Here is a 20,731-nt window from a genome sequence, read left to right as displayed (position 1 = left end):
CTTCTCGCCCGGCTTCACGCCCGCCGCCCGCGCAAAGGCATCATTGAGGAACAGCACGCGCCCATCCCTGTCCGCCATTGCCAGGCCGAAGGGCAGCAGGGAGAGCAATGTCTCTATGTAGGAAAGCGCCGAAGTCCCGTCTCCCGTCGCCGCGCCGCCCGGCTTTTCGTCGATCAACAGGATCAGGCGCGGCCCCTCCGTCGATCCCGGCTTCAGCGGCACCTGCAGCAGGCGGATCGGAACGACGCCCCGCTCCTCGCGCGCGAAAAATACCTGGCCCTTGCCGTCGACCCGCAGATAGGAGGCGAAATCGCGCCCGGCGACATTGGCGTCTATCCGCCCCGCCGCGCGCAGAAGGAAGGCGCCATTGGCGGCCCGCACCCGGCCCTCGCCGCCAATCATCGCGGCCATCACCCCCGCCTCGGAAAGCTGCCAGCCTGCGTCTCCGGTCAACAGCCGGTTGAAATCATCCAGGATGCTCGCATGCTTTACCGGAGTGAAGCGCCAGAGCAGATAATCGTCGGACCGTCCGGTGCGGGAGATATCCGCGTCGATCCGCAACGCGCCCTTGCCAACGCCCTCCACCCGGCCGGTTCCGTCCCGCCAGCCCGCGCGGCCCGCGCTGGACAGCCTGTCCGCATCGCCTTCATCCACGGGCAGATGCGGCGGCGCCGGATAGCCGGGAAACCATTCCCCATACAGATCGCTCGCGCAGACGAGACGGCCGGCCCGGTCGGTAATGGCGATAGCGACTCCAGAGGCGTCGGCGGCCGCCCGCGCAATGGTCCAGTCCGGCACGGCGTCGGCATCGGCGGAGGGCGGCGAAAAATTGCGGGTGAAGATATAGGCAAGCGCGCCAGCGCCGATCAGCGTCGCCGCGAAGCCCGCAGCCAGCGCCGCCTCTCCAACGGCAAACCAGATGATCGCCGCACAGCCGGCGGCGGCCAGCAAAATCAGGGGCAACTGACCCCATGCCGTCTGCTGCGCCGTCAACGCGATAATGTCATCCTTGCGTGGTGCCGCGCCTTGCCCGGCCATGCCCGCATCCCCCGGAAGAAACAGATCAGGCGGTCAGACCGCCGCTCTTTTCTCTATTGCGCCCGTTTCGGCGTGCTTGCCAATCCTCAATTTGCGCGCATGCCATTTGCGCCCCATGCGCGCGCGCCAGAACCAGATGGACAGGAAATAGCCCACGACCGCGCAGGCGGCGGAGATGATCAACAGGCCAAACAGCAGGGCGGGCGCGGCTTCGGAGAACAGCCATGCGCACCAGCGCCCAATGCCCGCGCCTTCATGAAACAGCGCCATCAGGCCGGACAGATCGGCGCTGCGCCCCAGCGTGATATTGCCGACATAGACCGACGCCCACAGGATGAAGGGCGTCGTCGCGGGATTGCTGAGGAAGGTCATGGCGGCCGCCACCGGGATATTCGCCCGGAACGGCAGGGCAAGCAGCGCCGCGCCGACAATCTGCAGGCCGGGGATCAGCAGGAATATGCCGACGAATAGGCCCAGCGCCACGCCGCGCGGCACCGAACGGCGGGTAAAACGCCAGAGCGAGGGTTCCAGCACCCGGTGCGCGACCGGCGCAAGGAAACGGTTATGCTCCAGGGATTCGCGCGTCGGCGCGTTTTCATGCCACCAGCGGGTCAAACGATTGGTCACGGTCAGCCACGATCCTTCATGATGCGCGCCTGGTCGCGTTTCCAGTCGCGTTCCTTGATCGTCTCCCGCTTGTCCTGGGTCTTTTTGCCCTTGGCCAGCGCGAGTTCGACCTTCGCCCTGCCCTTACTGTTGAAATAGACCATCAGCGGCACAAGCGTCATGCCCTGCCGTGATACCGCACTATGCATTTTGGTGATCTCGCGCTCGTGGAGCAGCAGCTTGCGCGGCCGTTTGGGTTCATGATTTTCGCGATTGCCGTGGCTATATTCGGGGATGTTGCTGTTCACCAGAAACACCTGATTGCCCTTCACCTCGGCATAGCTTTCGGCGATCGACCCCTCGCCGCCGCGCAGCGCCTTCACTTCGGTCCCCTGCAGGGCGATGCCGGCCTCGAACGTGTCGTCGATGAAATATTCGAAGCGCGCGCGCCGGTTCTCGGCGACGATCTTCTTCTTGTCAAAGGTTTCGGGGCGTGGGCGGGCCATTATCCAGCTATTCTCAAATCAACATGTGGTGCGGGCGTTACACTTATACCAGCCCCGCGATCTCCAGCGCCCGGTCGACTGCCGCCCTGCTCGATTCCGATGGCCAGGTAATCGGCAATCGCACCTCGTTGGGAAAATCGGGCCGGACCCTGGATAGCGCATATTTGACGGGGCCGGGTGAAGAATCGCTGAACAGGGCGTCGTGCAGCGGATAAAGCCTGTCCTGATATTCCAGCGCGCTGTCCCAATCCCCGTCGGCGCAAGCCTTCTGGAACTCCGCGCACAGGCGCGGCGCGACATTGGCGGTGACCGATATGCAACCGGTTCCGCCCATCGCCATAAAGCCAAGGGCTGTTTCGTCATTGCCGGACAACTGACAGAAGTCCTTGCCGCAGGCGAGGCGCTGCGCGGTGACTCGCCCCAGATTTCCGGTGGCGTCCTTCACGCCAACGATGGACTGAAACTCCTCGGCCAGCCGGAACATCACCGGCACGCCAATGTCGGTTATCGTACGGCTCGGCACATTATACAGCACGATGGGCAGGTCGCACCGCTCCGCCAGATAGGCGAAATGGCGATATACGCCTTCCTGGTTCGGCTTGTTGTAATAGGGCGCAACCACCAGCGCCGCGTCCGCCCCGGCCGCCTGCGCCGCGAACATATGCTCCAGCGCGATCTTTGTGTCGTTGGATCCGCACCCGGCGATCACGGGCACGCGCCCGGCGGCCTGCTTCACGCAGATGGCGACGACGCGGTTATGCTCCTCGACCGTCATGGTCGCGCTTTCGCCTGTGGTCCCGCAGGGCACGAGCGCTGCGCTGCCCTCCGAAATCTGCCAATCTACAAAGCCCCGAAATGCCTCTTCATCCAGCGGTCCGTCGCGAAAAGGGGTCACAAGAGCCGGTATGGAACCGGAAAACATGATAAAACTCCTTCAAAGCGCCGGACTTCGCGGGCATAAGCGGGCTGCCCCCATAGCGGCTTGTTCAGCGCCTGATAAGGAACCTATCGCCATAATGTCCAGCATGGTTTCACACGCTCCGCTGCTTCGCATTTCAGTGATCGCATTCCTGCTTTCCACGGCCTCCGCAGGGGCGCAGACGGGCGCGCCCACATCCATTCTTCCAGAGCAGATGGCGCAGCCCACCCCCGCGCCGGCGCCGCAACAGGCGCCGGGCATGGTTCAACCCATTCCGGGAGCTGGACAGCCAAGCCCCTGGAACCGGGCGAGCAGCCAGCTTGGCGTGCCGCGCGACGGACAGGTTGTCAGCACCATAGCCCAGTGGCGCGCGCTGCAGCAAAGCGACACGCTGGGCTTTTCCACCTATGCCAGCTTCATCACGGCGAACCCGGACTGGCCGGGGCAGGACCGCATGCGCCGCTTGGCGGAAACGTCGATCAACCCCAATGCCTATGATCCCAATCAGGTCGTGGCCTTCTTCGCCCGCTATCCCGCAAAGACAGCCGTCGGCCGCGCCCGCAACGCCGTTGCCCTTTCCAGCCTGGGCCGCAGGGATGAGGCGAAGCTGGAGGCGCGGGCGGCATGGGTCGCGGGCGGCCTTACCGCCGATGATGAAAGCCGCCTGATCTCCCTGTTCGGCAGCAGCTTCACGACCGCCGATTACGACCAGCGGGCCGACGCCTTGCTGTGGCAGAAGAATACGGGCGGCGTAGATCGCATTCTCGCCTACACCTCTCCCGCCCGCCGCCCCGTTTTCCAGGCGCGCTCGGCAATGCTTCGTAAGGCGCCGGACGCCACGGCGAAGATGCAGGCCGCCGAAGCTTATGGGCAGAATGATGCGGGCTTCCTTGCCGACAAGGCGATGTGGCTACGCGACAGCGGCAACAGCATCGCCGCCCGCACGCTTCTCGCCAACCGGCAATCCGTGTCCAACCGGCCGAGCGACGCGGAAAAATGGTATGAGGCGTTGCTGACCAATGCGCGCGCCGCCGCTAACGACAGCCAATGGTCGTTCGCCTGGGCCATCGCCAGCAAGGTGGATGACGCCTATGGCCCCGGCATTGACGTGCGCGACCGGCCGATCGGCGAACGCGACGATTATACCAGCCTCACCTGGCTCGCCGGGACGACCGCCTTCTACAATCTGAACCGGCCTTCGGACGCGCTCGGCATGTTCCAGCGTTACGCCACGGCCGCCCGCTCTCCCCAGACGATCAGCAAGGGCTATTACTGGGCCGGGCGCGCTGCCCTGCAGATGAACGACAAGGCGCGCGCCGATGCTTTCTTCGCGCTGGCCGCCGCCTATCCCGACCAATTTTACGGGCAGCTCTCGCTCGAACGGCTGGGCCGCCCGATTCCCGCGCCCACCATGGTCGACCGTCCGGTCGAAATCAGCGCGGCAGACCGCTCAGCCTTCGACAATCGCAGCGTCGTACGCGCCGCCAAGGCGCTGGGCACCATGGGCCTCTATGAGGACCAGAGCAAATTCCTGCGCGCCATCGCCGCCAGCGCGGAAACGGACAAGGGCCATTTCATGTCGGCCGAGCTGTCGCAAACCCTGTCCCGTCCCGACCTTGGTGTCATGGTCGGCCGCCGCGCCATATCCGATGGCCTTTCCGGCTATGGCACGTCCAGCTTCCCACGCATTCCCGTACCCTCCGGACATCAGGCGAACTGGACGATGATCCACGCCATCGCCCGGCAGGAAAGCCAGTTCGACCGCGCCGCCGTCAGCCATGCGGGCGCGCGCGGCCTGATGCAACTCATGCCCGGCACCGCGGCGCAGACGGCCGGCCGTATCGGCCTCAGCTACAATGCCGGCGCGCTGACCACCGACACCAGCTACAACATCCAGCTCGGCAGCACCTATTTTCAGCAGATGCTGAACTATTATAGCGGCAGCTATCCGCTTGCCGTCGCCGCCTATAATGCCGGGCCGGGCAATGTGAACAAATGGCTGGCGGCGAATGGCGACCCCCGCATCGCCGGTTCGGACGTGCTGCGATGGATTGAGCGCATCCCGATTTACGAGACGCGCAACTATGTCCAGCGGGTGCTCGAAAACGCCATAGTCTATGACGCCATGAACCCAGCCAATGCGCGCTTCCGCGGCAGTCAGACGCCGCTCAGCCGCTATCTTGGGAAAAATACGCCCGGCTGATCCGGCGGGATTTTGCCAGGCGCTTGCTTCAGACGCACAACCTGATCAACGGAAAGCAGAACGTGCTCCTGCGAAAGCAGGAGACCAGTTCAAACGGCGAGACTGGTTTCCTGCTTTCGCAGGAGTACGCACTTACGCTCCCACACACTTTCGCCCAGGCGCGACAAGCTCTAATGCTCACGCATGACGACCCAGCCCAACTATATCACGCCTGCGGGCTTCGCGGCCCTGCGCGCCGAATATGATCAGCTTCTGGGCGTGGAGCGCCCGCGCATTGTCGAAGTCGTAAGCTGGGCGGCGGGCAATGGCGACCGCTCGGAAAATGGCGACTATCTCTATGGCCGCAAGCGCATGCGGGAGATTGACGGCCAGCTCCGCCGCCTGTCGAAGAAGATGAAGGACGCCAAGGTGGTCGATCCGCGCCAGCAACCGGACAAGAGCCGGGTCTATTTCGGCGCCACCGTCACGATCGCCGACGAGGATGACAATCACCGCACCGTGACGATCATGGGCAATGACGAAGCGGATGCCGGCGCAGGACGGATCGGCTGGGGATCACCCATCGCGCGGGCTCTGCGCGGTGCTGCGGTGGGGGATCTCCGGCGGGTGATGCTTCCCGCCGGGGAAAAGGAATATGAGGTGATCGAAATCACCTACCCGGAATAGCAGGCGCGATTCTCAACTGTCGATCGCCTTGCGCACCCGGTCGCGCACGGCCTTGATCCGGTCGGCCGCTTCGGTGAAAGTCTGCACATCGGCGCGGTTGCCGTTCGCACGCGCATCCTTCGCCGAATCCTCATATCCCTCCAGGTCGGTATCCAGCGCATCGCAGAGGATTTCCGCCTCGTCTTCCGTGAAGGTCAGGGTGATCTTCTTGTCCATATGGCGTCTCCTTTGCGGGCACGCCTATTGCCCCTGCCCGGCTTTTTCAATCACTCATGATGCCATATGCGCGCCCTGCCCCCGGCTCAGCGCGCGGCGGGGAATCAATGCATGGTCTGACGCCGCGGCCCCTTGCCCAATCCCGCAGCCTCCCGGATGGCGGACAGGAAGCGGGTTTGCTCATTGATCAACGTAAGCTTTTCGAAACAGGCAGTCGCGCCAAGCTGTATGGCAAGCTTATGCTGGCGGTCATCGCCCGACACGACGACTACGCCGCATGTGTCCTTGATCGTCAGCAGTTCCAGCATCTCCAGCCCGTCGCCATCCGGCAGATCGAGATCGAGCGTGATGACGTCGATATTGTTGTTTTGAAGCTCTTCCCACGCCTCCTGCGCGGACGACGCCGACGCAGCAAGGTCAATATCGCGATCATTCGCGAGCAGAAGTGCTATGACCTGACGGCTGACCGACGAGTCATCGATAGCCAAAACCTTTATAAGGTTCATAGAGCACCTGTTCCAAGACACCGTTCATGGACCTTGAGCGACGGCAATAACGCGCAAATTCCCGTCTATTTCCCTAACGTGACCAAAATGGATGCAAAAAGCCGCCCCAGATCGAGGCGGCTTTCAGCAAATTCAATATGTTAAAGGGATGAATCAGCCGGGCTGATCAGCCCGGCTCACGCCCTTTCCATCCAGATTCTGGGCAACAAATTCCCAGTTCACGGCATTTTTAAGGATCGTGTCCGCATAATCAGGGCGCACATTGCGATAGTCGATATAATAGGCATGCTCCCACACATCGAGGATGAAAAGCGGCGTCGCATCATGCGCAACCGGCGTATCGGCGTCATGATAGGAGGTGACTTCCAGCTTGCCGTCCTTCAGGTTGAGCGCAGCCCAGCCGCTCGCGAAATGGCCAACGGCTTCGGCCTTCAGCTTGTCGATCAGGCCATCGACAGAACCGAAGCCTTCATTGATCAGGTCGAGCAGCTTGCCGGTCGGTTCCTGCTTTTCCGGAGACAGGCCGAGCCAGTAAAAGCTGTGGTTCCAGATTTGGCCGACCTGATTAAACAGGCCGCCCTTTGACGACTTGATCAGCTCGACCAGCGATTTTCCCTGCAATGCCGGGTCGGCGGCAACCAGTTCGTTCGCCTTCACGACATAGGCGTTATGATGCTTGCCATGATGATAATCGAAGGTTTCAGGAGACAAAATCTTGCCGAAGGCATCTTTGGCATAGGGAAGTTCGGGCAGCACAAAGGGCATGAATAAGCTCCTGTCGAGGTGGGATATGTCCGGATGAAACGGCCGGACACAGGTAAGGTTCAATCGCCCTAGCAGTGCTGCACCGCAGCAGGAAACAGGAATATCCGATGAAGTGCGAACGAAATTATCAGTGTGACACAAGCGAAACTATGTCATAAACTTGCCCGTTCAGGCGGGACTGTTCATCGCTTCGCCCCGCCAAATCTGGGGGAGAAAACATGGTCAAGTTTTTCGGTAATCTGCATCTGGTGCTGGTGGCCGGCCTTGTGCTGGCACTGCTCGTGATCTTCGCCGTACCTGTGAACACGACGCTGGAACAGGGCGTGCTGCGCTGGCTGCACCTGTTTTTCGGCATTACCTGGATCGGCCTCCTCTATTATTTTAATTTCGTCCAGATCCCGACCATGCCGAAAATTCCGGCGGAGTTGAAGCCGGGCGTATCCAAGCATATCGCGCCGTCCGCCCTTTTCTTCTTCCGCTGGGGCGCGGCACTGACGGTGCTGACCGGTCTCATCATCGCGTGGCGCGCGCAATATCTGGTCGAAGCGCTGACGCTCGCCCAGGGCTTTCTGCTGATCGGCATCGGCATGTGGCTGGCGCTCATCATGGCGTTTAACGTCTGGTTCGTGATCTGGCCGAACCAGAAGAAGGCGCTTGGCATCGTACCGGCCGAGGACGCGGTGAAGGCGAAGGCGGCGACCACCGCCATGATGTTCAGCCGCACCAATACGATCCTGTCGATCCCGATGCTTTACTGCATGATCAACTTCAACGGCGGCTGACCTTCCGCCAAAGACTAGCTGATGGCGGATTTTAAAACGCTTTGCGTGACATCTCACTCCCGTTCGGGCTGAGCTTGTCGAAGCCTTGTCCTTCTTTTCGACGCCGAGAAAAGGACAGCCCTTCGACAGGCTCAGGGCGAACGGGGTCTAACGCACAGTTGGATACCTTAAGCCGTCATCAGTCCATGTTTTTTCAGGCAATGCCTTAACTGGTCATAACTCAGGCCCAGCGCCTTGGCCGTCGCCCGCTGGTTGAATCGATACCGCTCCAACGCGCTGCGGATGATGGCCACTTCATGCGCATCAACGGCGGCGCGCAAATCCGTCACATCATCGAAGGCCATTGGCTGCGCGGGTACGGAAAACTGCGCACTCGCCTGCTCCGGCACTGGCGGATCGGCAGCCGCCCGCATCGAAGCGCCGGGCTGCCATGGCGATGCGAAGGGATCGAAAGCGATCCTGTCGATCGCCCGCGCCGGCTCCAGCCAGCGATAGACGGCCCGCTCAACCACATTGCGCAATTCCCGGACATTGCCGGGCCAGCGATATCCCTCCAGCTCCGCCATCGCCGCCGCGGCGAAGCCGGGCCATTGCGTCCAGCCAATCTCGGACGCCATGCGCCGCCCGAAATGATCGACCAGCACCGCCACATCGCCCTCCCGCGCCCGCAGCGGCGGAAGGGTGATAACCTCAAAGGACAGCCGGTCGAGCAAGTCCGGCCGGAAACGCCCTTCCTCTGCCGCCCGCGGCAGATTCTCGTTGGTCGCGGCGACGATCCGGACGTCCACAGTGATCGGCCTCGACGCGCCAATCCGGGAAACCTCGCCATATTCTATCACGCGCAACAGCCGCTCCTGCGCCGCCATGGACAGCGTGCCCAGCTCGTCAAGAAACAGCGTGCCGCCGTCTGCTTCCTCGAACCGCCCCGCCCGTGCGCGGGTCGCGCCGGTGAAGGCCCCCGCCTCATGCCCGAAAAGCTCCGCCTCGATCAGCGTCTCGGGCAGCGCAGCGCAGTTCATCGTGATCAGCGGCTCGCCCCAGCGCGGCGACAGATGGTGCAACCGTTCGGCGATCAGTTCCTTGCCGGTTCCACGTTCGCCGATGACCAGCACCGGCCGGTTCAGCTCGGCGGCCCGGCCAGCCTGCTCGACCGCATCGAGAAACGCTGTTGATTGTCCAACGAACTGCGTATTTTTCTCCATGCCCCAATCTATGGCGAAAATTCCCAACTCTTGGCAAGCGCTATATGGCGATTTGCGCCAACCCAGCTCCAAAAACCCCAGAAAACCGCCATTTCAAAAAACTGGCACGGGGTCTGCAATGATGAGGATAATCCGCACAAAGCGGAACTGACATGAAGGCCAAATCCACGGGAGTATCGAAAGATGAGCGAAGCAAAGGAAATTGGCAGAAGCCTCTCGGTCGCCATCGCGGCGGTGCTGTTCGGATCAACCCTGATCCTCTCGGCCGTCGGACCCGCAAGGGCCAATGATGCGACCATTCTGGCCGACAACCATCTGACCCCCGGAGCCGCCCGCTATCTGGCGTAAGCGGCTCCTCCATGCCGGGGCGGGCATTGCCCCCAAATCCGCCCGCCCCGGCCCCGAACGAAAAAGACCAGGAGTGATTTCAAAATGGGTATTTTCTCCCGCACCCGCGACATCATCGCCGCCAACGTCACCGACTTGCTGGACAAGGCGGAAGACCCGGCAAAGATGATCCGCATGATCATCCTCGAAATGGAGGAAACCCTCGTCGAGGTGCGCGCCTCCGCCGCCCGCACGATCGCCGACCAGAAGGAAATGCGCCGGCACATCATGAAGCTGGAAGCGCTGCAGGAAAGCTGGACCGAAAAGGCGCAGTTGGCGCTGAGCAAGGACCGCGAGGATCTTGCCAAGGCGGCCCTCGTCGAGAAGCAGAAGGCGACCGATATGGCCGAGCAACTCGGCCATGAAATCGAGACGCTGGATGAGGCCCTGCGCGCTTCGGAAGAAGATATCGGCAAGCTGCAGGCGAAGCTGCGCGAAGCCCGCGCCCGTCAGAATGCGCTGGCCGCCCGCATGGAAAGCGCGCAGAACCGCCTGCGGGTGCGCGAAGCCTATGCCGGTGAGAAGGTCAACGACGCCTTCGCCCGCTTCGACATGCTGGAGCGCCGCGTGGACATGGCCGAGGGCCGCGCCGACGCGATGAACCTGGGCGCAACGCCCAAGACGCTTGAGGAGGAAATTGCCGAACTCAAGTCGAACGACAAGGTTGAGGCGGAACTCGCGGCGATGAAGGCCGCCCAGAACAAGGGAGCCTGACGCTATGGAGGATGTCTTTCTGCCTATCGTGATCGTGGGAATGCTCTTTATCGGGCTTCCCTGGATCATCTTCCACTATGTCACCAAGTGGCGGACAGCGGCAACGCTCACCAATGAGGATGAGGCGATGCTGGACCAGATGCACGACACCGCCCGCCGGCTTGAGGAGCGCCTCGCGACGATCGAACGCATCATCGCCGCCGACAATCCCGATTTCCGGCCCGCGCGCCCCGCGCCGTCCGACGACTATGACTTTGACCGGAGGAATTGAGATGACCCCGCGCCGCACGAAATTCTACCTCGACCCCCAGAATGGCAAGTGGAAGGGCGTATGCTCCGGCATCGCCGAATATACCGGAATTGACGCCACCTGGGTCCGGATCGCCGCCGTGCTGGTGACGATCATGGGCGCATTCCCCTGGACGCTGATCGCCTATGTCCTTGCCGCGTGGCTGGCCGATAACAAGCCCTATGGCCTGTATCACGACAAGGAGGACGCCAAATTCTGGCAGGGCGTTCGCAGCAATCCGGCGCGTTCCACCCGCGACGTCCGCTCAAAGTTCCGGGATATCGACCGCCGGCTCGCCGACATTGAGGTCTATTACACCAGCCGCAATACCCGCCTGGCCAATGAGATCGACAATCTGCGCTAAGGCCCATCCTGAATATGGGATGGAACGGCGTTCGTCGAACGACCAATGACGCCGATCGAAAAAACCTGCTGACCATCCGCAGATACGGGAAGCGGGAAGATCGCGAGGAGAAAGACGATGGAATATTGGCTGTGGTCTACCGTCTGGGTTGTCATTCCCCTTGCCGCGATCGGCGCTGGCGTGATGAAAAAATGGCTTTCTCTCAAGGAACGCCAGCTTGAGGCTCAAACCAGCCTGACGGCGGAAAAGGCGGCGCAATATGCCGCTCATACCGAACGGCTGGAGGAGCGGGTAAGGGTGCTTGAACGGATCGCAACCGACAGGGGTGCCGATCTCGCCCACGAAATCGAAAGCCTGCGCGACCGCCCTCTCAACTGAGGCGCGTGACGGCAGCGGGAGCAAACAGGGAGTTTGAACGATGATCAACAATCCTTTCACGATGGTCGTCTTCATTGTCGGCATCGTGATGATCGCGAAGGTTCTGCAGGCGAAATACCGGCATGATCATCGCAGCGGCAGCCAGGCCGCGGCCCTCCCCGACCCAGAAGCGCAGCGGCTGCGCGAGGAGGTGAAAGCGCTCAAGGAACGGGTCGCCGTTCTGGAGCGGCTCGCGACCGACAGTTCCACGGCGCTGGAACGCGAATTTGAGAAACTCAAGGGCCGCGACTGAGTGAGCGCGTCCCACGGACAAAGGGAATAGCATGATGCAGGACCCGGTTTTCTATCTCGTCATGGCGGGGGCGTGCCTTACCGGCACCATATCCGTCGCCCTGATCGCCCTTAAGGGCTGGACCGGCTGGCTTGACCTGAAGAAGGCGGAGATCGGCCAGCAAGGCGCTGACACCTCTCCTCCTTCCGCGGCCGCCCGGATTGAGGTCGCCGACCTCAAGGAGCGCATCCGCAAGCTGGAAGCGATCGCCGCCGGCGTCGAACTCTGAACGCCCGTTGCGCCATCCCGGTGAGAGCCGGGATGGCCGATAAGGGAAACTTCGCTTTCCTGCGATCGGTTTGGCCCTATATGACCCGCCATGACCGATCTTTCCGACCTTTACGAAGAATATGAATTTCTCGACGCAGACGATCGCTACCGGCTGCTGATCGATCTGGGCAAGGCGCTGGAGCCGATGCCGGATGTGCTCAAGACCGATGCGACTCTGGTACGGGGATGTTCTGCGGCGGTGTGGGTCTATCCCACGGTGCAGGAGGACGGCGCTCTGCACTTCCTGGCGGACAGCAATGCGGCCATCACCAAGGGGATTATCGCGCTGGTCCTGCTAACGGTCCAGGATCGCGCGCCGTCGGATATCTCGGCGACAGACATAGAGGCGGCGCTCGCGCCCTTCGATCTCAAAAATCAGCTCAGCTCCAACCGGACTCAGGGCATTCCCAATATGATCGCCCTGATCCGCGAGACCGCCGCGCGTTACGGGTGAGCCAGCTCCACCGGGGCGACCCCGGAGCGCCGCATCGCCAGAAGCCATTGGCGCGCCGTTTCTTCCTCCGGGAAGATGCGGCTTTCCTGTTTGCCGGATATCAGCCGGGTGACCTGCGCCCGGACCATCGCGCTTTGCGAATAGGCGGCCCGGCGGCGTAATCCGCGTTTCATGAACTGCTCATCCACCGCCATCAGCCGCGCCGCGACCTCCGCAGTCTGGGTGAGGCCCAGCCCCAGATCGACCATCATGTCGAAACGCTTGATCTGATACAGGTCCAGAAGATTGAGGACGCCCGCCTCAAAATCTTCGGTATCCTGCATCGTCCACAGGCCTTGGCACCGGACCATGATCAGCAATTGGTCAGGGTCCCAATCCACGCTGAATTTCCATGTCATGCGACATCCACCCTTTTTTATCGCTTTATCTTTTCGGTGCCGAATATACGCCGGAAATCCTTAATGTTCCTGCCATCAGACTTTGGTCGTAGGCATCAGGGGCCCTATGCATCAGGAACCGGCTGGCTCCCGATCGGCAAGGCCCAGCATCTCCGCCAATTCATCCAGATCCGCGCCGGGCCGCACCAGCAGCCATTCGCGGCTATGCGCGCCATCGACCACCGTGACCGCGCCTTTGGGACATATGCCCAGACAGTTCACCTCGATGATCCCCGCCGCCGCCTTCCGTCCCTTTTTCAAGGCCAGATGCTTGCGCAGGGCCTTGGACAGCCGCTCATCTCCCTTGGGACCGAAACCGCCATCCAGTTTCTTTGAACATTTGCGGCAGACGAGAATGGCCGTCTGCCACCCGGAGGAGACTCGATCTTTCAAAGGCGCGCCTTCAATCGGCCATCCCGGCCGCCCTGCCTGACGGTTTCCAGCTTTTGGCGTCCTCCGCCCGGCGCAGCACTTCATAGGCGGCCTGGATAGCCTGAAAACGCACGGCAGCCTCGCTGTCGCCGGGGCGGACGTCCGGATGGTTCTCCTTGGCCAGTTTCCGCCAGCTTTTCTTCACCGCCTCGAAATCCGCGTCGCTCTCCAGTTCCAGTACGGAAAGCGCGCGTAATTCATCGCGGGACCGGCTGCCGTCGCCCGGCCCGCCCCAGCCGTAGAAATCCTTGGCCTTATAGGCCCCTGCGTCGCGGGACTCCTCGCGCGTGCGCTTCTCCCGCTCTTCGGCGTCCAGGCCTTCGAAATAGTCCCAGTTGCGATTATATTCGCCCGCATGCTCGGCGCAAAAATACCAGCGATCCCGGCTGTTTGGAGATTTCGGCGCGGGGCAATCCCCCGGCTTGTCGCATCCGTGACGATCGCACATGCGCACCTGCTGCGCCTCGCGGGAAGCGCCATAGCTGCGCCAGCGGGGAAATCCCCAGTCATTGGATCGGGTGGAACGCGCCATCTCTGCTATCTAGCGAGCGATCCCCGCCAAAGGAAGGAAGCGGCGCGGAAAAAATAGGAGGCTGCGCCGTCCACTGGTCCCCGCGCGGGACGGGATCATATTTATTGCCGAAAACTGCCAGAGGGCCTGTAAGCCGGGTTCTGTCCACCGCCGCCTCTTGTGGAGGTAGGCGGATGGGCGACCATTCCTCTAGGGCCGGGATCGCTCCCGGCCTCAAGCAACCAACCCGGACGGTCTCGGCCGAAATCTGCCTAGGGGATTGCTCCCCGCGCCGTCCCTATTCGGTCTTGCTCCCGGTGGGGTTTACCATGCCGTCCCCGTTGCCGGGTCCGCGGTGCGCTCTTACCGCACCCTTTCACTTTCGCTGGGCCTAGACCTTAGCGACCTGCTCTCTGTTGCACTGTCCCTTGGGTTTCCCCAGCCAGCCGTTAGCTGGCACCGTTATTTCGTGGAGCCCGGACTTTCCTCGCCGTGGAAGTTACCCGCCACGCCGCGGCCGCCCGGCCCTCTGGCATGCGCGCTATAGGCGCTGGCGCAGGCGGAGTCATCCCCTGTCAGCACATCCCGTCAGTCGTCGCCCCTGGGCTTGGGCAGCAGCAGGGCAAGCAATATCGCGCGGCACTCGCCATCGATGATGCCGTCGATCATCTCCGGGCGGAAGCGCCGCTGAAACGCCACTACCGCCGCTTCCTGATCCGCAATGTCGTACCCGAACCGCTCCAGCGCCAGCATGAAGGCGCTGTCAGTCCAGAAAGGGTCCATCAGATTCTTGGTCGGACGCGGCAGCGCCAGGCGCAGCCGGGCAAGCATGCCCCACGGAAAAAGCTCGCCGGGGTCCTGCTTTCGCGCGGGCGCGATATCGCTGTGACCCACGATGTTGCCACGGGTAATGCCGTAGCGCGTCACGATATCGTGGACGAGCGGGATCAGCGCGCTCATCTGCGTGTCGGGAAAGGGACGATAGCCCCATTCATGGCCCGGATTGACGATCTCTATGCCGATGCTGGCGGAATTGATGTCCGTCGCGCCGCGCCACCACGCCTTCCCCGCGTGCCAGGCGCGCTTGGCTTCATCGACCATGCGGATGATCTGCCCATCCTCGGTCACGACATAATGGGCGGAGACTTTCGATTCGGGATTGGCCAGCCAGTTGATGGCGCTCGCCGCGTCCGGCATGCCGGTATAATGGAGCACCAGCATCGACACCGGCACGGAACGCTCGTCAAAATTGGGAGACGGCGTGTCGATCATGCCGGGAATGCTCATAGCCGCCGTCCGTTCACGTCATGCAGAGGTTCTGGGAGCGCTGCGCCCGGCAAGATGATCCCGGTGACCGGCATGTCGTACATGATGGCCGGCACAATGGACGAGAGCGCCATCCTGATCAAGCATTTGAACGGCCGCCCTTGCCCATTTGCAACGGCGCCGACGGTCAATCAGGCGGTTTTCCTGACCGGTTGATTGATCTTCTCCGTTTTCGCAGAGCGCTCATAGCTGCCCCGGAAACTGCGGCTGGCCGCAAAGGCGTCGGTCTGGCCGATGACCGTTTCGCCAGCGCCCAGGATCAGGTAGCTGCCCTGCCTGCTATGTTCGGCAAGGCGGGAAAACACCTTCTGCCGCCTTTCCAGCGAGAAATAGAGCATCACATTGCGGCACAATATCAGGTCATAATCGCCGCTCGACGCTTTCGGCTCCAGAAGATTATCGACCCTGAACTCGATCATCCGGCGCAGTTCGTCGCTGACCTTCCAATCGTCGCCAACCGGCTCGAACCAGCGCAACAGATCATTGATCGCCAGGCCGCGCTGCACGTCGATCTGCGAAAACAGCCCGGATTGCGCCCGCGAAATGGCGGCCGTGGAGATGTCCGTCGCCAGGATCTGGATACGCCAGCCCTGCCAGCGGCCAGCATCCTTGCGCAACTGCATCGCCAGCGAATAAGCCTCCTGCCCCGTCGAACAGCCCGCGCACCAGATGCGCAGCACCTTGTCCTGCTTGGACGAGGAAAGCTGTGGCAGCAGATCGCGATACAGCATGTCGAATGTCTGCAGATCACGGAAGAAACTGGTCTCATTGTTGAGCAATGCGTTGATCACATCATCGGTCAGGTTCGATTCGGTGCTCGCCAGAAGCTGGGAAACCAGTTCCTCCAGATTCGCCATGCCGTTCATGCGCAACACGGGTTTCAGCGCGGTTTCGATGCGCCAGATTCGGCTTTCCGAAAGTATCTGCCCGGTGCGCGCTTCCAGCAGGCCGGCAAGTATCCGCATCGCGCCCGTAAACGCTGCGGAATTGCCCGGCGTGGCTCCAGGCGCGCTCATGCGGTCACCGCCATGCGCTTGGCGACGAAGCCCATAATCTCCTCCGGCGGCAGCAATGCGCTGGCAAGTCCGCTCCGCGCGATCGATCCCGGCATGCCCCAGACGACGCTGCTCTGTTCATCCTGCGCCACGATCCAGCCACCCTCTTTCACAACCTCATGCCCCCCGGCTGTTCCGTCGCGTCCCATGCCGGTCAGGACGATTGCGCCGCTTTCGGGTCCATAGGACCGCGCCATCGCCGCGAACATGGGGTCGACCGCAGGCAGGCTGCCCGATGGCGCCCGTTCCGTCGTCAGCGTGACAAGCACATTGCCCGTGCGCGCGCGGCGGCATTCCAGATTGACGCCGCCCGGCGCGATATAGACCTGATCCGGTCTCAGCGTCTCGCCCTGCTCCGCCACCTTGACCGGCAGGCGAGTCATGCGCGCCAATTGCGTGGCGAAGAACGGAATGAAGCTTGGCGGCAGATGCTGGGTCAGCAGGATGGGGACGCCCAAAGGCTCGCCCAGACCGCCAAAAAGCTGCCCAAGGGCGTGAATGCCCCCCGTCGATGCGCCGACGCCCAGGCAACCAAGCGTCCTGCCATGCTGGAAGGAACGCAGCTTCACCGGCGCTGTGCTTACCGGCGTGGGTATGGTTGGATTGACGATCCGCGCGATGCGCGAGAGCAGCGCTTCGGAAAACTGGTCGCCAAAGCTGCCGCGCCCCGGCTTTGACAGGATGTCGCTTGCGCCCAGCGCCAGCGCCTCGACGGCGGCGGCGCTGCCTTCTTCGCAATTGCCGGACAGGATGATGACGCGCGCGCCGCGCCCCGCCTTCAATATCGCGGGCAGCGCAGCCAGACCGCTCTGGCCGGGCATTTCCACGTCCAACAGGACGATATCGACCCTCTCGCGCTCCAGGAAGGCGAGCGCCTGTTCGGCGTTGCTGGTCTTGTGAGCCACCGCAAAGCGCGTGTCGGCGGCGATGATCCGCTCCAGCACCGTACGAACAACAACCGAATCATCGACGATCAGCACAGAGGCCGCCTTCTGATCCGTCATGTTCCAGGCCGAGGCCAGAATCGGTGCTGACATTATCGTGATACTTTCGGAGAAGCGTTGATCGAATGCGGTTATTGGCGGCCTGTCAGGACAGGGCCGTCAGATGACCCCCACGATCTGCAGCTTGCTCTCCAGCGTGTCCCTGTCGAAAGGTTTCATGACATATTCGTCCGCGCCCGCTTCAACGGCGGCCTTGATGTGGCCGATGCCGTTTTCGGTGGTGCAGAAGATGACCTTGGGCCGGGCGTCCATTTTCGTGCGCGACAGCTCCTGAAGAAACTCCATCCCGCTCATGACCGGCATGTTCCAGTCGAGCAGGACGACATCGGGGATCGCAGCTTCGCACTGGTTCAGGGCGTCACGGCCGTCACAGGCCTCCGTCACCTTGATATCGAGCGATTCCAGAATGTGGCGCGCGACCTTGCGGATAACCTTGGAGTCGTCGACGACGAGGCAGTTCTTCATGTGCGAAACCCTTTATGCGACCGAGAAGCAACAGGAAGCACGGTAGCGCACAAAGCTGAGGGATTGGTTAAACCGGGCGGCCCTCAGCGATATTCAGGCGGCAACGCTCAATTGCCGCGGTTCGATGAAACCGGCCAGCGATACGAGCAGATAGGGATTGCCTTCATTTTCGACGATCGCCTGCGCATAGGGCGCCCACGCGGCGTCGAGCTGGCCCCGCAACGGTAAAGCGCCGCCAGGAACCGTGCAGATATCGCTGACGGAATCGACCATCAGGCCGTAGCTGTGGCCGCTGATGTCCGCGACAATCGCCAGCGGCCAGCTATCGCTCGACGTTTTCCGGCCATGGATCAGCGCGCCTATATCAACCATCGTCAACACCCGGCTGCGCAATGCCGAAAGCCCGGCGATATGCACGGGCATGCCCGGCACGGGCGATATTTCCGTAACCTTGACCACCGCTTCGATCTCGGTGCTCTTCACCGCAATCGCGGTGCCCGCGACATGGGCGAACAGATATAGCTCGTTCATCAGGCTGCCCTCCCCTGCCGCGCCGCCTCGATGGCGGCCATCAGCGCATCACGGTCATAGCGGTAGATGCTCTTGTCCTTCTTGCTTCCCGGTCCGCGCGCGCTGCGCAGGCGGACGACCGGCTGCCCCTTCGGAACAGTTTCCACATCGCTGTCCGCGCGGGTCGTCAGCACGATATCATCGGGGTGCATCGCCTCGCCAGCGGGAATGCCGAACACCACGTCATGCCCGGCGTGACGCAGCAGCGGCGCAAGTATTTCCTGCGCCCATATGTCGTCAGCGTCAGCCAGGATGCAGCGGCCCGCGCTCTTTTCCTCGATCGCTTCCGCCGGAAGGGAAGCGAACAGGGCGAAGGCGTCGACGACTTCCAGATGCGCTCCGTCCACAACGGCGATGCCGCAGACCGGTCCGCGCGACAGCAGCATATCGGGCACCGAGGGCATCTGCACGATGTCGATGACGCGGGCGACCGGATAATAGGCTTCATTCTCGCCGTCACGCAGACGCAGCGACGTGACCATTTCGCCTTCAAACCGGTGATGCGCATTGGCGACCGGCAGCAATCGTCCCTCTACCCGGACGAAGCCGCGCCCGCCCGAAGCGCCGAACTGGGCAGCGTCGATATCCTCCACCCGCTCGATCAGCGACAGCTTCAACAGCCGCTCCTCGCCGGTAATCTCTATGAAGCGCAGCGCGCCGACCGTCTGAATCTCGGCCTCCGCCGCAACCGCCTCATCCGCCTCGCGCGCGGCGCTGTCGTCAATGACGTTGGGCAGGCGCGCCGCATTGCTGAGGCCGCCCGCATCCAGCAGCAGCATCGGCTGTCCATTGTCGGGGAGCGTCATGCCGGCATAGACGCCTGCAGCCATGATCGGCGGAGAGGCCGGACGGATCACCAGTTCCTCGTGATTTTCGACCGCAGTCACGCCCATGGCGAAGGGGATGCCGGACGATGAGCGCACCACCATGATGGTGCGCGGTCCGGCATGGTCGGGCTTGTGCAGGCCCAGCACATCCTCCAGATCGATCATCGAATGGCGGACGCCGCGGATGCTGGCTATCGAAGCCCCGCCCACGGAGGAGAGCGACAGCGTATCGTTGCTGTCGTGCAGAATCTCGACGATCGCCGCGCGCGGAATCGCAAAATGCTGGCCGCCCGCCCGGATGATCAGGCCGGGAATGATGGTCAGCGTCAGCGGGACGCGGAGCGTGATCGAAAGGCCCTGCCCCGGCATATTGTCCAGCGTGATGACGCCGCCGATCCGCTCCACATTGGCGCGCACCACATCCATGCCGACGCCCCGGCCGGAAATCGCGGTTACCTGCTCGGCGGTCGACAGACCGGCGCGGAAGATCAGGTCAACCTTGTCCTGTTCACTCAGCCGGGCGGCGCTCTCGCTGGTCAGTGTGCCATCGCCGATCGCCTTGGCGACGAGCCGCGAGGTGTCGATGCCCTTGCCGTCGTCGCTGATCTCGATGACGATCTGGTTGCCGGACTGACGGGCGGCGACACGCAGATGCCCGGCCTCCGGCTTGCCCGCTGCACGGCGTTGCGCGGGAAGTTCTATGCCATGATCAATGCTGTTGCGGACGATATGGGTGAGCGGGTCGACGACCATCTCCACCATCTCGCGGTCCATTTCGACGTCGCCGCCTTCCAGCTCCAGATCGATAACCTTGCCCAGATCGCGGCCCAGGTCGCGGACCATGCGGGGAATAGCCGCAAACAGGCGATCGACCCGCTGCATGCGCGTTTTCGATATGGCGTCGCGCATATCGGCGACGCAGGTGGAAAGGCGCTCGAACGCGCTGTCCAGGTCGGGATCGGACCGCTCGCGCAGTTTGCGAGACAGTTCATTGCGCGCCAACACCATGTCCGACACGCCGTTCATCAACTGGTCGATCAGGGTCAGCGGCAGGCGAATGGTGCGCAACGGGCTTTGCTGCCCCTCGCGCCGGCCGTTATTGACCGGGGCGGCGGGCGCTTCCGCGCCATCCGGTCCGGCCGCCTGATGCAGGCTCTGGATCAGGAAATCGTCATTCTCGTTGGGCAGGGCCGCTCCAGACGCAACCGCTTCGGCCAGTTCCCCGATCCGGTCCATCACAGCCAGCACGGCGCTGACGGTGGCGGGGTCGGCGACGCGCTTGCCCTCACGGATGTCGGACAGCACATCCTCCGCCGCATGGCTCAATTTTTCGAAGCGCGGGAGGTTCAGGAAGCCGCAGCTTCCCTTCACCGTATGGAAGAAACGAAAAATGGCGTCCAGGCGATCGCGGTCGGTCGGATCGGTTTCCCAGGCGACGACCTCGGCGGCCAGCGCCTCAAGCGTTTCCTGTGTCTCCGAAATGAATTCCTGGAGTAGATCGTCCATAA

The 20,731-nt window shown here is 62.5% G+C and carries 29 protein-coding genes and 1 other RNA gene; 12 read left to right on the top strand and 18 right to left on the bottom strand.

Translation table 11 applies throughout. The annotated features are described in order from the left end of the window. From BHQ40_RS14060 to dapA, 4 genes are all read right to left on the bottom strand, one after another. Nucleotides 1–1,038: PAS domain-containing protein (locus tag BHQ40_RS14060; RefSeq protein WP_139139307.1), on the bottom strand; the 1,038-nt coding region annotated here is incomplete at its 3' end. Between the two features lie 33 nt (nucleotides 1,039–1,071). Continuing rightward, entirely contained in the window at nucleotides 1,072–1,665 is a 594-nt protein-coding gene (locus tag BHQ40_RS14055) for a DUF2062 domain-containing protein (protein WP_070156496.1), read from the bottom strand. Nucleotides 1,666–1,667: 2 nt separating this feature from the next. Continuing rightward, complete coding sequence (gene smpB / locus BHQ40_RS14050; RefSeq protein WP_070156495.1) at nucleotides 1,668–2,150, bottom strand: SsrA-binding protein SmpB; 483 nt, start codon at nucleotides 2,148–2,150, stop codon at nucleotides 1,668–1,670. Between the two features lie 43 nt (nucleotides 2,151–2,193). After that, a complete protein-coding gene (gene dapA, locus BHQ40_RS14045) occupies nucleotides 2,194–3,072 on the bottom strand; it encodes a 4-hydroxy-tetrahydrodipicolinate synthase (RefSeq protein ID WP_070156494.1) in 879 nt (292 codons plus the stop codon). A 94-nt stretch (nucleotides 3,073–3,166) separates the two neighbouring features. Between dapA and BHQ40_RS14040 the strand changes: the two genes are divergently transcribed. Continuing rightward, a complete protein-coding gene (locus BHQ40_RS14040; RefSeq protein WP_070156493.1) occupies nucleotides 3,167–5,272 on the top strand; it encodes a lytic transglycosylase domain-containing protein in 2,106 nt (701 codons plus the stop codon). 183 nt (nucleotides 5,273–5,455) lie between these two features. Continuing rightward, nucleotides 5,456–5,938 (top strand): transcription elongation factor GreB, encoded by a 483-nt coding sequence (gene greB / locus BHQ40_RS14035; protein WP_070156492.1) that lies wholly within the window; start codon nucleotides 5,456–5,458, stop codon nucleotides 5,936–5,938. 12 nt (nucleotides 5,939–5,950) lie between these two features. Here the strand turns inward: greB and BHQ40_RS14030 are convergent, their stop codons facing one another. The 3 genes from BHQ40_RS14030 to BHQ40_RS14020 form a co-directional block, all read right to left on the bottom strand. Further along, on the bottom strand, nucleotides 5,951–6,154 hold the full coding sequence (locus BHQ40_RS14030; protein WP_070156491.1) for a hypothetical protein: 204 nt from the start codon (nucleotides 6,152–6,154) through the stop codon (nucleotides 5,951–5,953). 104 nt (nucleotides 6,155–6,258) lie between these two features. After that, nucleotides 6,259–6,660 carry a response regulator gene (locus BHQ40_RS14025; protein WP_070156490.1) on the bottom strand — a complete coding sequence of 134 codons (402 nt, stop codon included), beginning with the start codon at nucleotides 6,658–6,660 and terminating at the stop codon, nucleotides 6,259–6,261. A 153-nt stretch (nucleotides 6,661–6,813) separates the two neighbouring features. Continuing rightward, the gene (locus BHQ40_RS14020; protein WP_070156489.1) at nucleotides 6,814–7,425 is read right to left on the bottom strand and encodes a superoxide dismutase; all 612 of its coding nucleotides are present in this window, start codon (nucleotides 7,423–7,425) and stop codon (nucleotides 6,814–6,816) included. A 218-nt stretch (nucleotides 7,426–7,643) separates the two neighbouring features. On the opposite strand from BHQ40_RS14020, the gene BHQ40_RS14015 reads away from it, so the two are divergent. Then, the gene (locus BHQ40_RS14015) at nucleotides 7,644–8,207 is read left to right on the top strand and encodes a urate hydroxylase PuuD (RefSeq protein ID WP_070156488.1); all 564 of its coding nucleotides are present in this window, start codon (nucleotides 7,644–7,646) and stop codon (nucleotides 8,205–8,207) included. A gap of 167 nt (nucleotides 8,208–8,374) precedes the next feature. On the opposite strand, the gene pspF is transcribed toward BHQ40_RS14015, so the two are convergent. Then, nucleotides 8,375–9,409, bottom strand: a complete 1,035-nt coding sequence (gene pspF / locus BHQ40_RS14010) for a phage shock protein operon transcriptional activator (protein WP_070156487.1) — start codon at nucleotides 9,407–9,409, stop codon at nucleotides 8,375–8,377. A gap of 183 nt (nucleotides 9,410–9,592) precedes the next feature. On the opposite strand from pspF, the gene BHQ40_RS26210 reads away from it, so the two are divergent. From BHQ40_RS26210 to BHQ40_RS13975, 8 genes are all read left to right on the top strand, one after another. Then, a complete protein-coding gene (locus BHQ40_RS26210) occupies nucleotides 9,593–9,757 on the top strand; it encodes a hypothetical protein (protein WP_171905855.1) in 165 nt (54 codons plus the stop codon). A gap of 84 nt (nucleotides 9,758–9,841) precedes the next feature. Next, a complete protein-coding gene (gene pspA / locus BHQ40_RS14005; RefSeq protein ID WP_070156486.1) occupies nucleotides 9,842–10,510 on the top strand; it encodes a phage shock protein PspA in 669 nt (222 codons plus the stop codon). 4 nt (nucleotides 10,511–10,514) lie between these two features. Continuing rightward, nucleotides 10,515–10,781, top strand: coding sequence for an envelope stress response membrane protein PspB (pspB, locus tag BHQ40_RS14000; protein ID WP_070156485.1), 267 nt, complete (start codon nucleotides 10,515–10,517; stop codon nucleotides 10,779–10,781). Between the two features lies 1 nt (nucleotide 10,782). Further along, the gene (gene pspC / locus BHQ40_RS13995) at nucleotides 10,783–11,163 is read left to right on the top strand and encodes an envelope stress response membrane protein PspC (RefSeq protein WP_070156484.1); all 381 of its coding nucleotides are present in this window, start codon (nucleotides 10,783–10,785) and stop codon (nucleotides 11,161–11,163) included. A 117-nt stretch (nucleotides 11,164–11,280) separates the two neighbouring features. Next, nucleotides 11,281–11,541: a hypothetical protein gene (locus tag BHQ40_RS13990; RefSeq protein WP_070156483.1), complete on the top strand. Its 261-nt coding sequence runs from the start codon at nucleotides 11,281–11,283 to the stop codon at nucleotides 11,539–11,541. A 40-nt stretch (nucleotides 11,542–11,581) separates the two neighbouring features. Beyond that, entirely contained in the window at nucleotides 11,582–11,833 is a 252-nt protein-coding gene (locus tag BHQ40_RS13985; protein ID WP_070156482.1) for a hypothetical protein, read from the top strand. 34 nt (nucleotides 11,834–11,867) lie between these two features. Beyond that, a complete protein-coding gene (locus BHQ40_RS13980; protein WP_070156481.1) occupies nucleotides 11,868–12,101 on the top strand; it encodes a hypothetical protein in 234 nt (77 codons plus the stop codon). A 90-nt stretch (nucleotides 12,102–12,191) separates the two neighbouring features. Beyond that, the gene (locus BHQ40_RS13975; protein ID WP_070156480.1) at nucleotides 12,192–12,596 is read left to right on the top strand and encodes a SufE family protein; all 405 of its coding nucleotides are present in this window, start codon (nucleotides 12,192–12,194) and stop codon (nucleotides 12,594–12,596) included. Here BHQ40_RS13975 and BHQ40_RS13970 read toward each other — a convergent pair. From BHQ40_RS13970 to BHQ40_RS13950, 5 genes are all read right to left on the bottom strand, one after another. Continuing rightward, nucleotides 12,587–12,994: a hypothetical protein gene (locus BHQ40_RS13970; protein WP_070156479.1), complete on the bottom strand. Its 408-nt coding sequence runs from the start codon at nucleotides 12,992–12,994 to the stop codon at nucleotides 12,587–12,589. The genes BHQ40_RS13975 and BHQ40_RS13970 overlap by 10 nt on opposite strands. A gap of 111 nt (nucleotides 12,995–13,105) precedes the next feature. Next, nucleotides 13,106–13,426, bottom strand: coding sequence for a (2Fe-2S) ferredoxin domain-containing protein (locus tag BHQ40_RS13965; protein ID WP_171905854.1), 321 nt, complete (start codon nucleotides 13,424–13,426; stop codon nucleotides 13,106–13,108). Nucleotides 13,427–13,436: 10 nt separating this feature from the next. Continuing rightward, nucleotides 13,437–13,997, bottom strand: coding sequence for a J domain-containing protein (locus BHQ40_RS13960; protein ID WP_070156478.1), 561 nt, complete (start codon nucleotides 13,995–13,997; stop codon nucleotides 13,437–13,439). Between the two features lie 113 nt (nucleotides 13,998–14,110). Continuing rightward, nucleotides 14,111–14,509, bottom strand: an RNA gene (gene rnpB, locus BHQ40_RS13955) — RNase P RNA component class A. 55 nt (nucleotides 14,510–14,564) lie between these two features. Continuing rightward, nucleotides 14,565–15,263, bottom strand: coding sequence for an N-acetylmuramoyl-L-alanine amidase (locus BHQ40_RS13950; protein ID WP_070156477.1), 699 nt, complete (start codon nucleotides 15,261–15,263; stop codon nucleotides 14,565–14,567). A gap of 54 nt (nucleotides 15,264–15,317) precedes the next feature. Between BHQ40_RS13950 and BHQ40_RS26205 the strand changes: the two genes are divergently transcribed. Then, nucleotides 15,318–15,458: a hypothetical protein gene (locus tag BHQ40_RS26205; protein WP_171905853.1), complete on the top strand. Its 141-nt coding sequence runs from the start codon at nucleotides 15,318–15,320 to the stop codon at nucleotides 15,456–15,458. On the opposite strand, the gene BHQ40_RS13945 is transcribed toward BHQ40_RS26205, so the two are convergent. From BHQ40_RS13945 to BHQ40_RS13925, 5 genes are all read right to left on the bottom strand, one after another. Further along, nucleotides 15,434–16,318 (bottom strand): CheR family methyltransferase, encoded by an 885-nt coding sequence (locus BHQ40_RS13945; protein WP_070156476.1) that lies wholly within the window; start codon nucleotides 16,316–16,318, stop codon nucleotides 15,434–15,436. The two genes, BHQ40_RS26205 and BHQ40_RS13945, sit on opposite strands and share 25 nt — an antisense overlap. After that, a complete protein-coding gene (locus tag BHQ40_RS13940; protein ID WP_070156475.1) occupies nucleotides 16,315–17,394 on the bottom strand; it encodes a chemotaxis protein CheB in 1,080 nt (359 codons plus the stop codon). The genes BHQ40_RS13945 and BHQ40_RS13940 overlap by 4 nt, the downstream gene beginning before the upstream one ends. A 66-nt stretch (nucleotides 17,395–17,460) precedes the next feature. Then, entirely contained in the window at nucleotides 17,461–17,826 is a 366-nt protein-coding gene (locus BHQ40_RS13935; RefSeq protein WP_070156474.1) for a response regulator, read from the bottom strand. Nucleotides 17,827–17,919: 93 nt separating this feature from the next. Further along, entirely contained in the window at nucleotides 17,920–18,357 is a 438-nt protein-coding gene (locus BHQ40_RS13930; protein ID WP_070156473.1) for a chemotaxis protein CheW, read from the bottom strand. Next, complete coding sequence (locus BHQ40_RS13925) at nucleotides 18,357–20,729, bottom strand: chemotaxis protein CheA (protein WP_070156472.1); 2,373 nt, start codon at nucleotides 20,727–20,729, stop codon at nucleotides 18,357–18,359. The genes BHQ40_RS13930 and BHQ40_RS13925 overlap by 1 nt, the downstream gene beginning before the upstream one ends. Between the last annotated feature and the right edge of the window lie 2 nt (nucleotides 20,730–20,731).

Origin of the sequence: Sphingobium phenoxybenzoativorans, assembly GCF_001757355.1 — a bacterium.
In the GTDB taxonomy this organism is placed as follows: domain Bacteria; phylum Pseudomonadota; class Alphaproteobacteria; order Sphingomonadales; family Sphingomonadaceae; genus Sphingobium; species Sphingobium phenoxybenzoativorans.
This window is presented reverse-complemented; position numbering and strand designations above follow the sequence as displayed.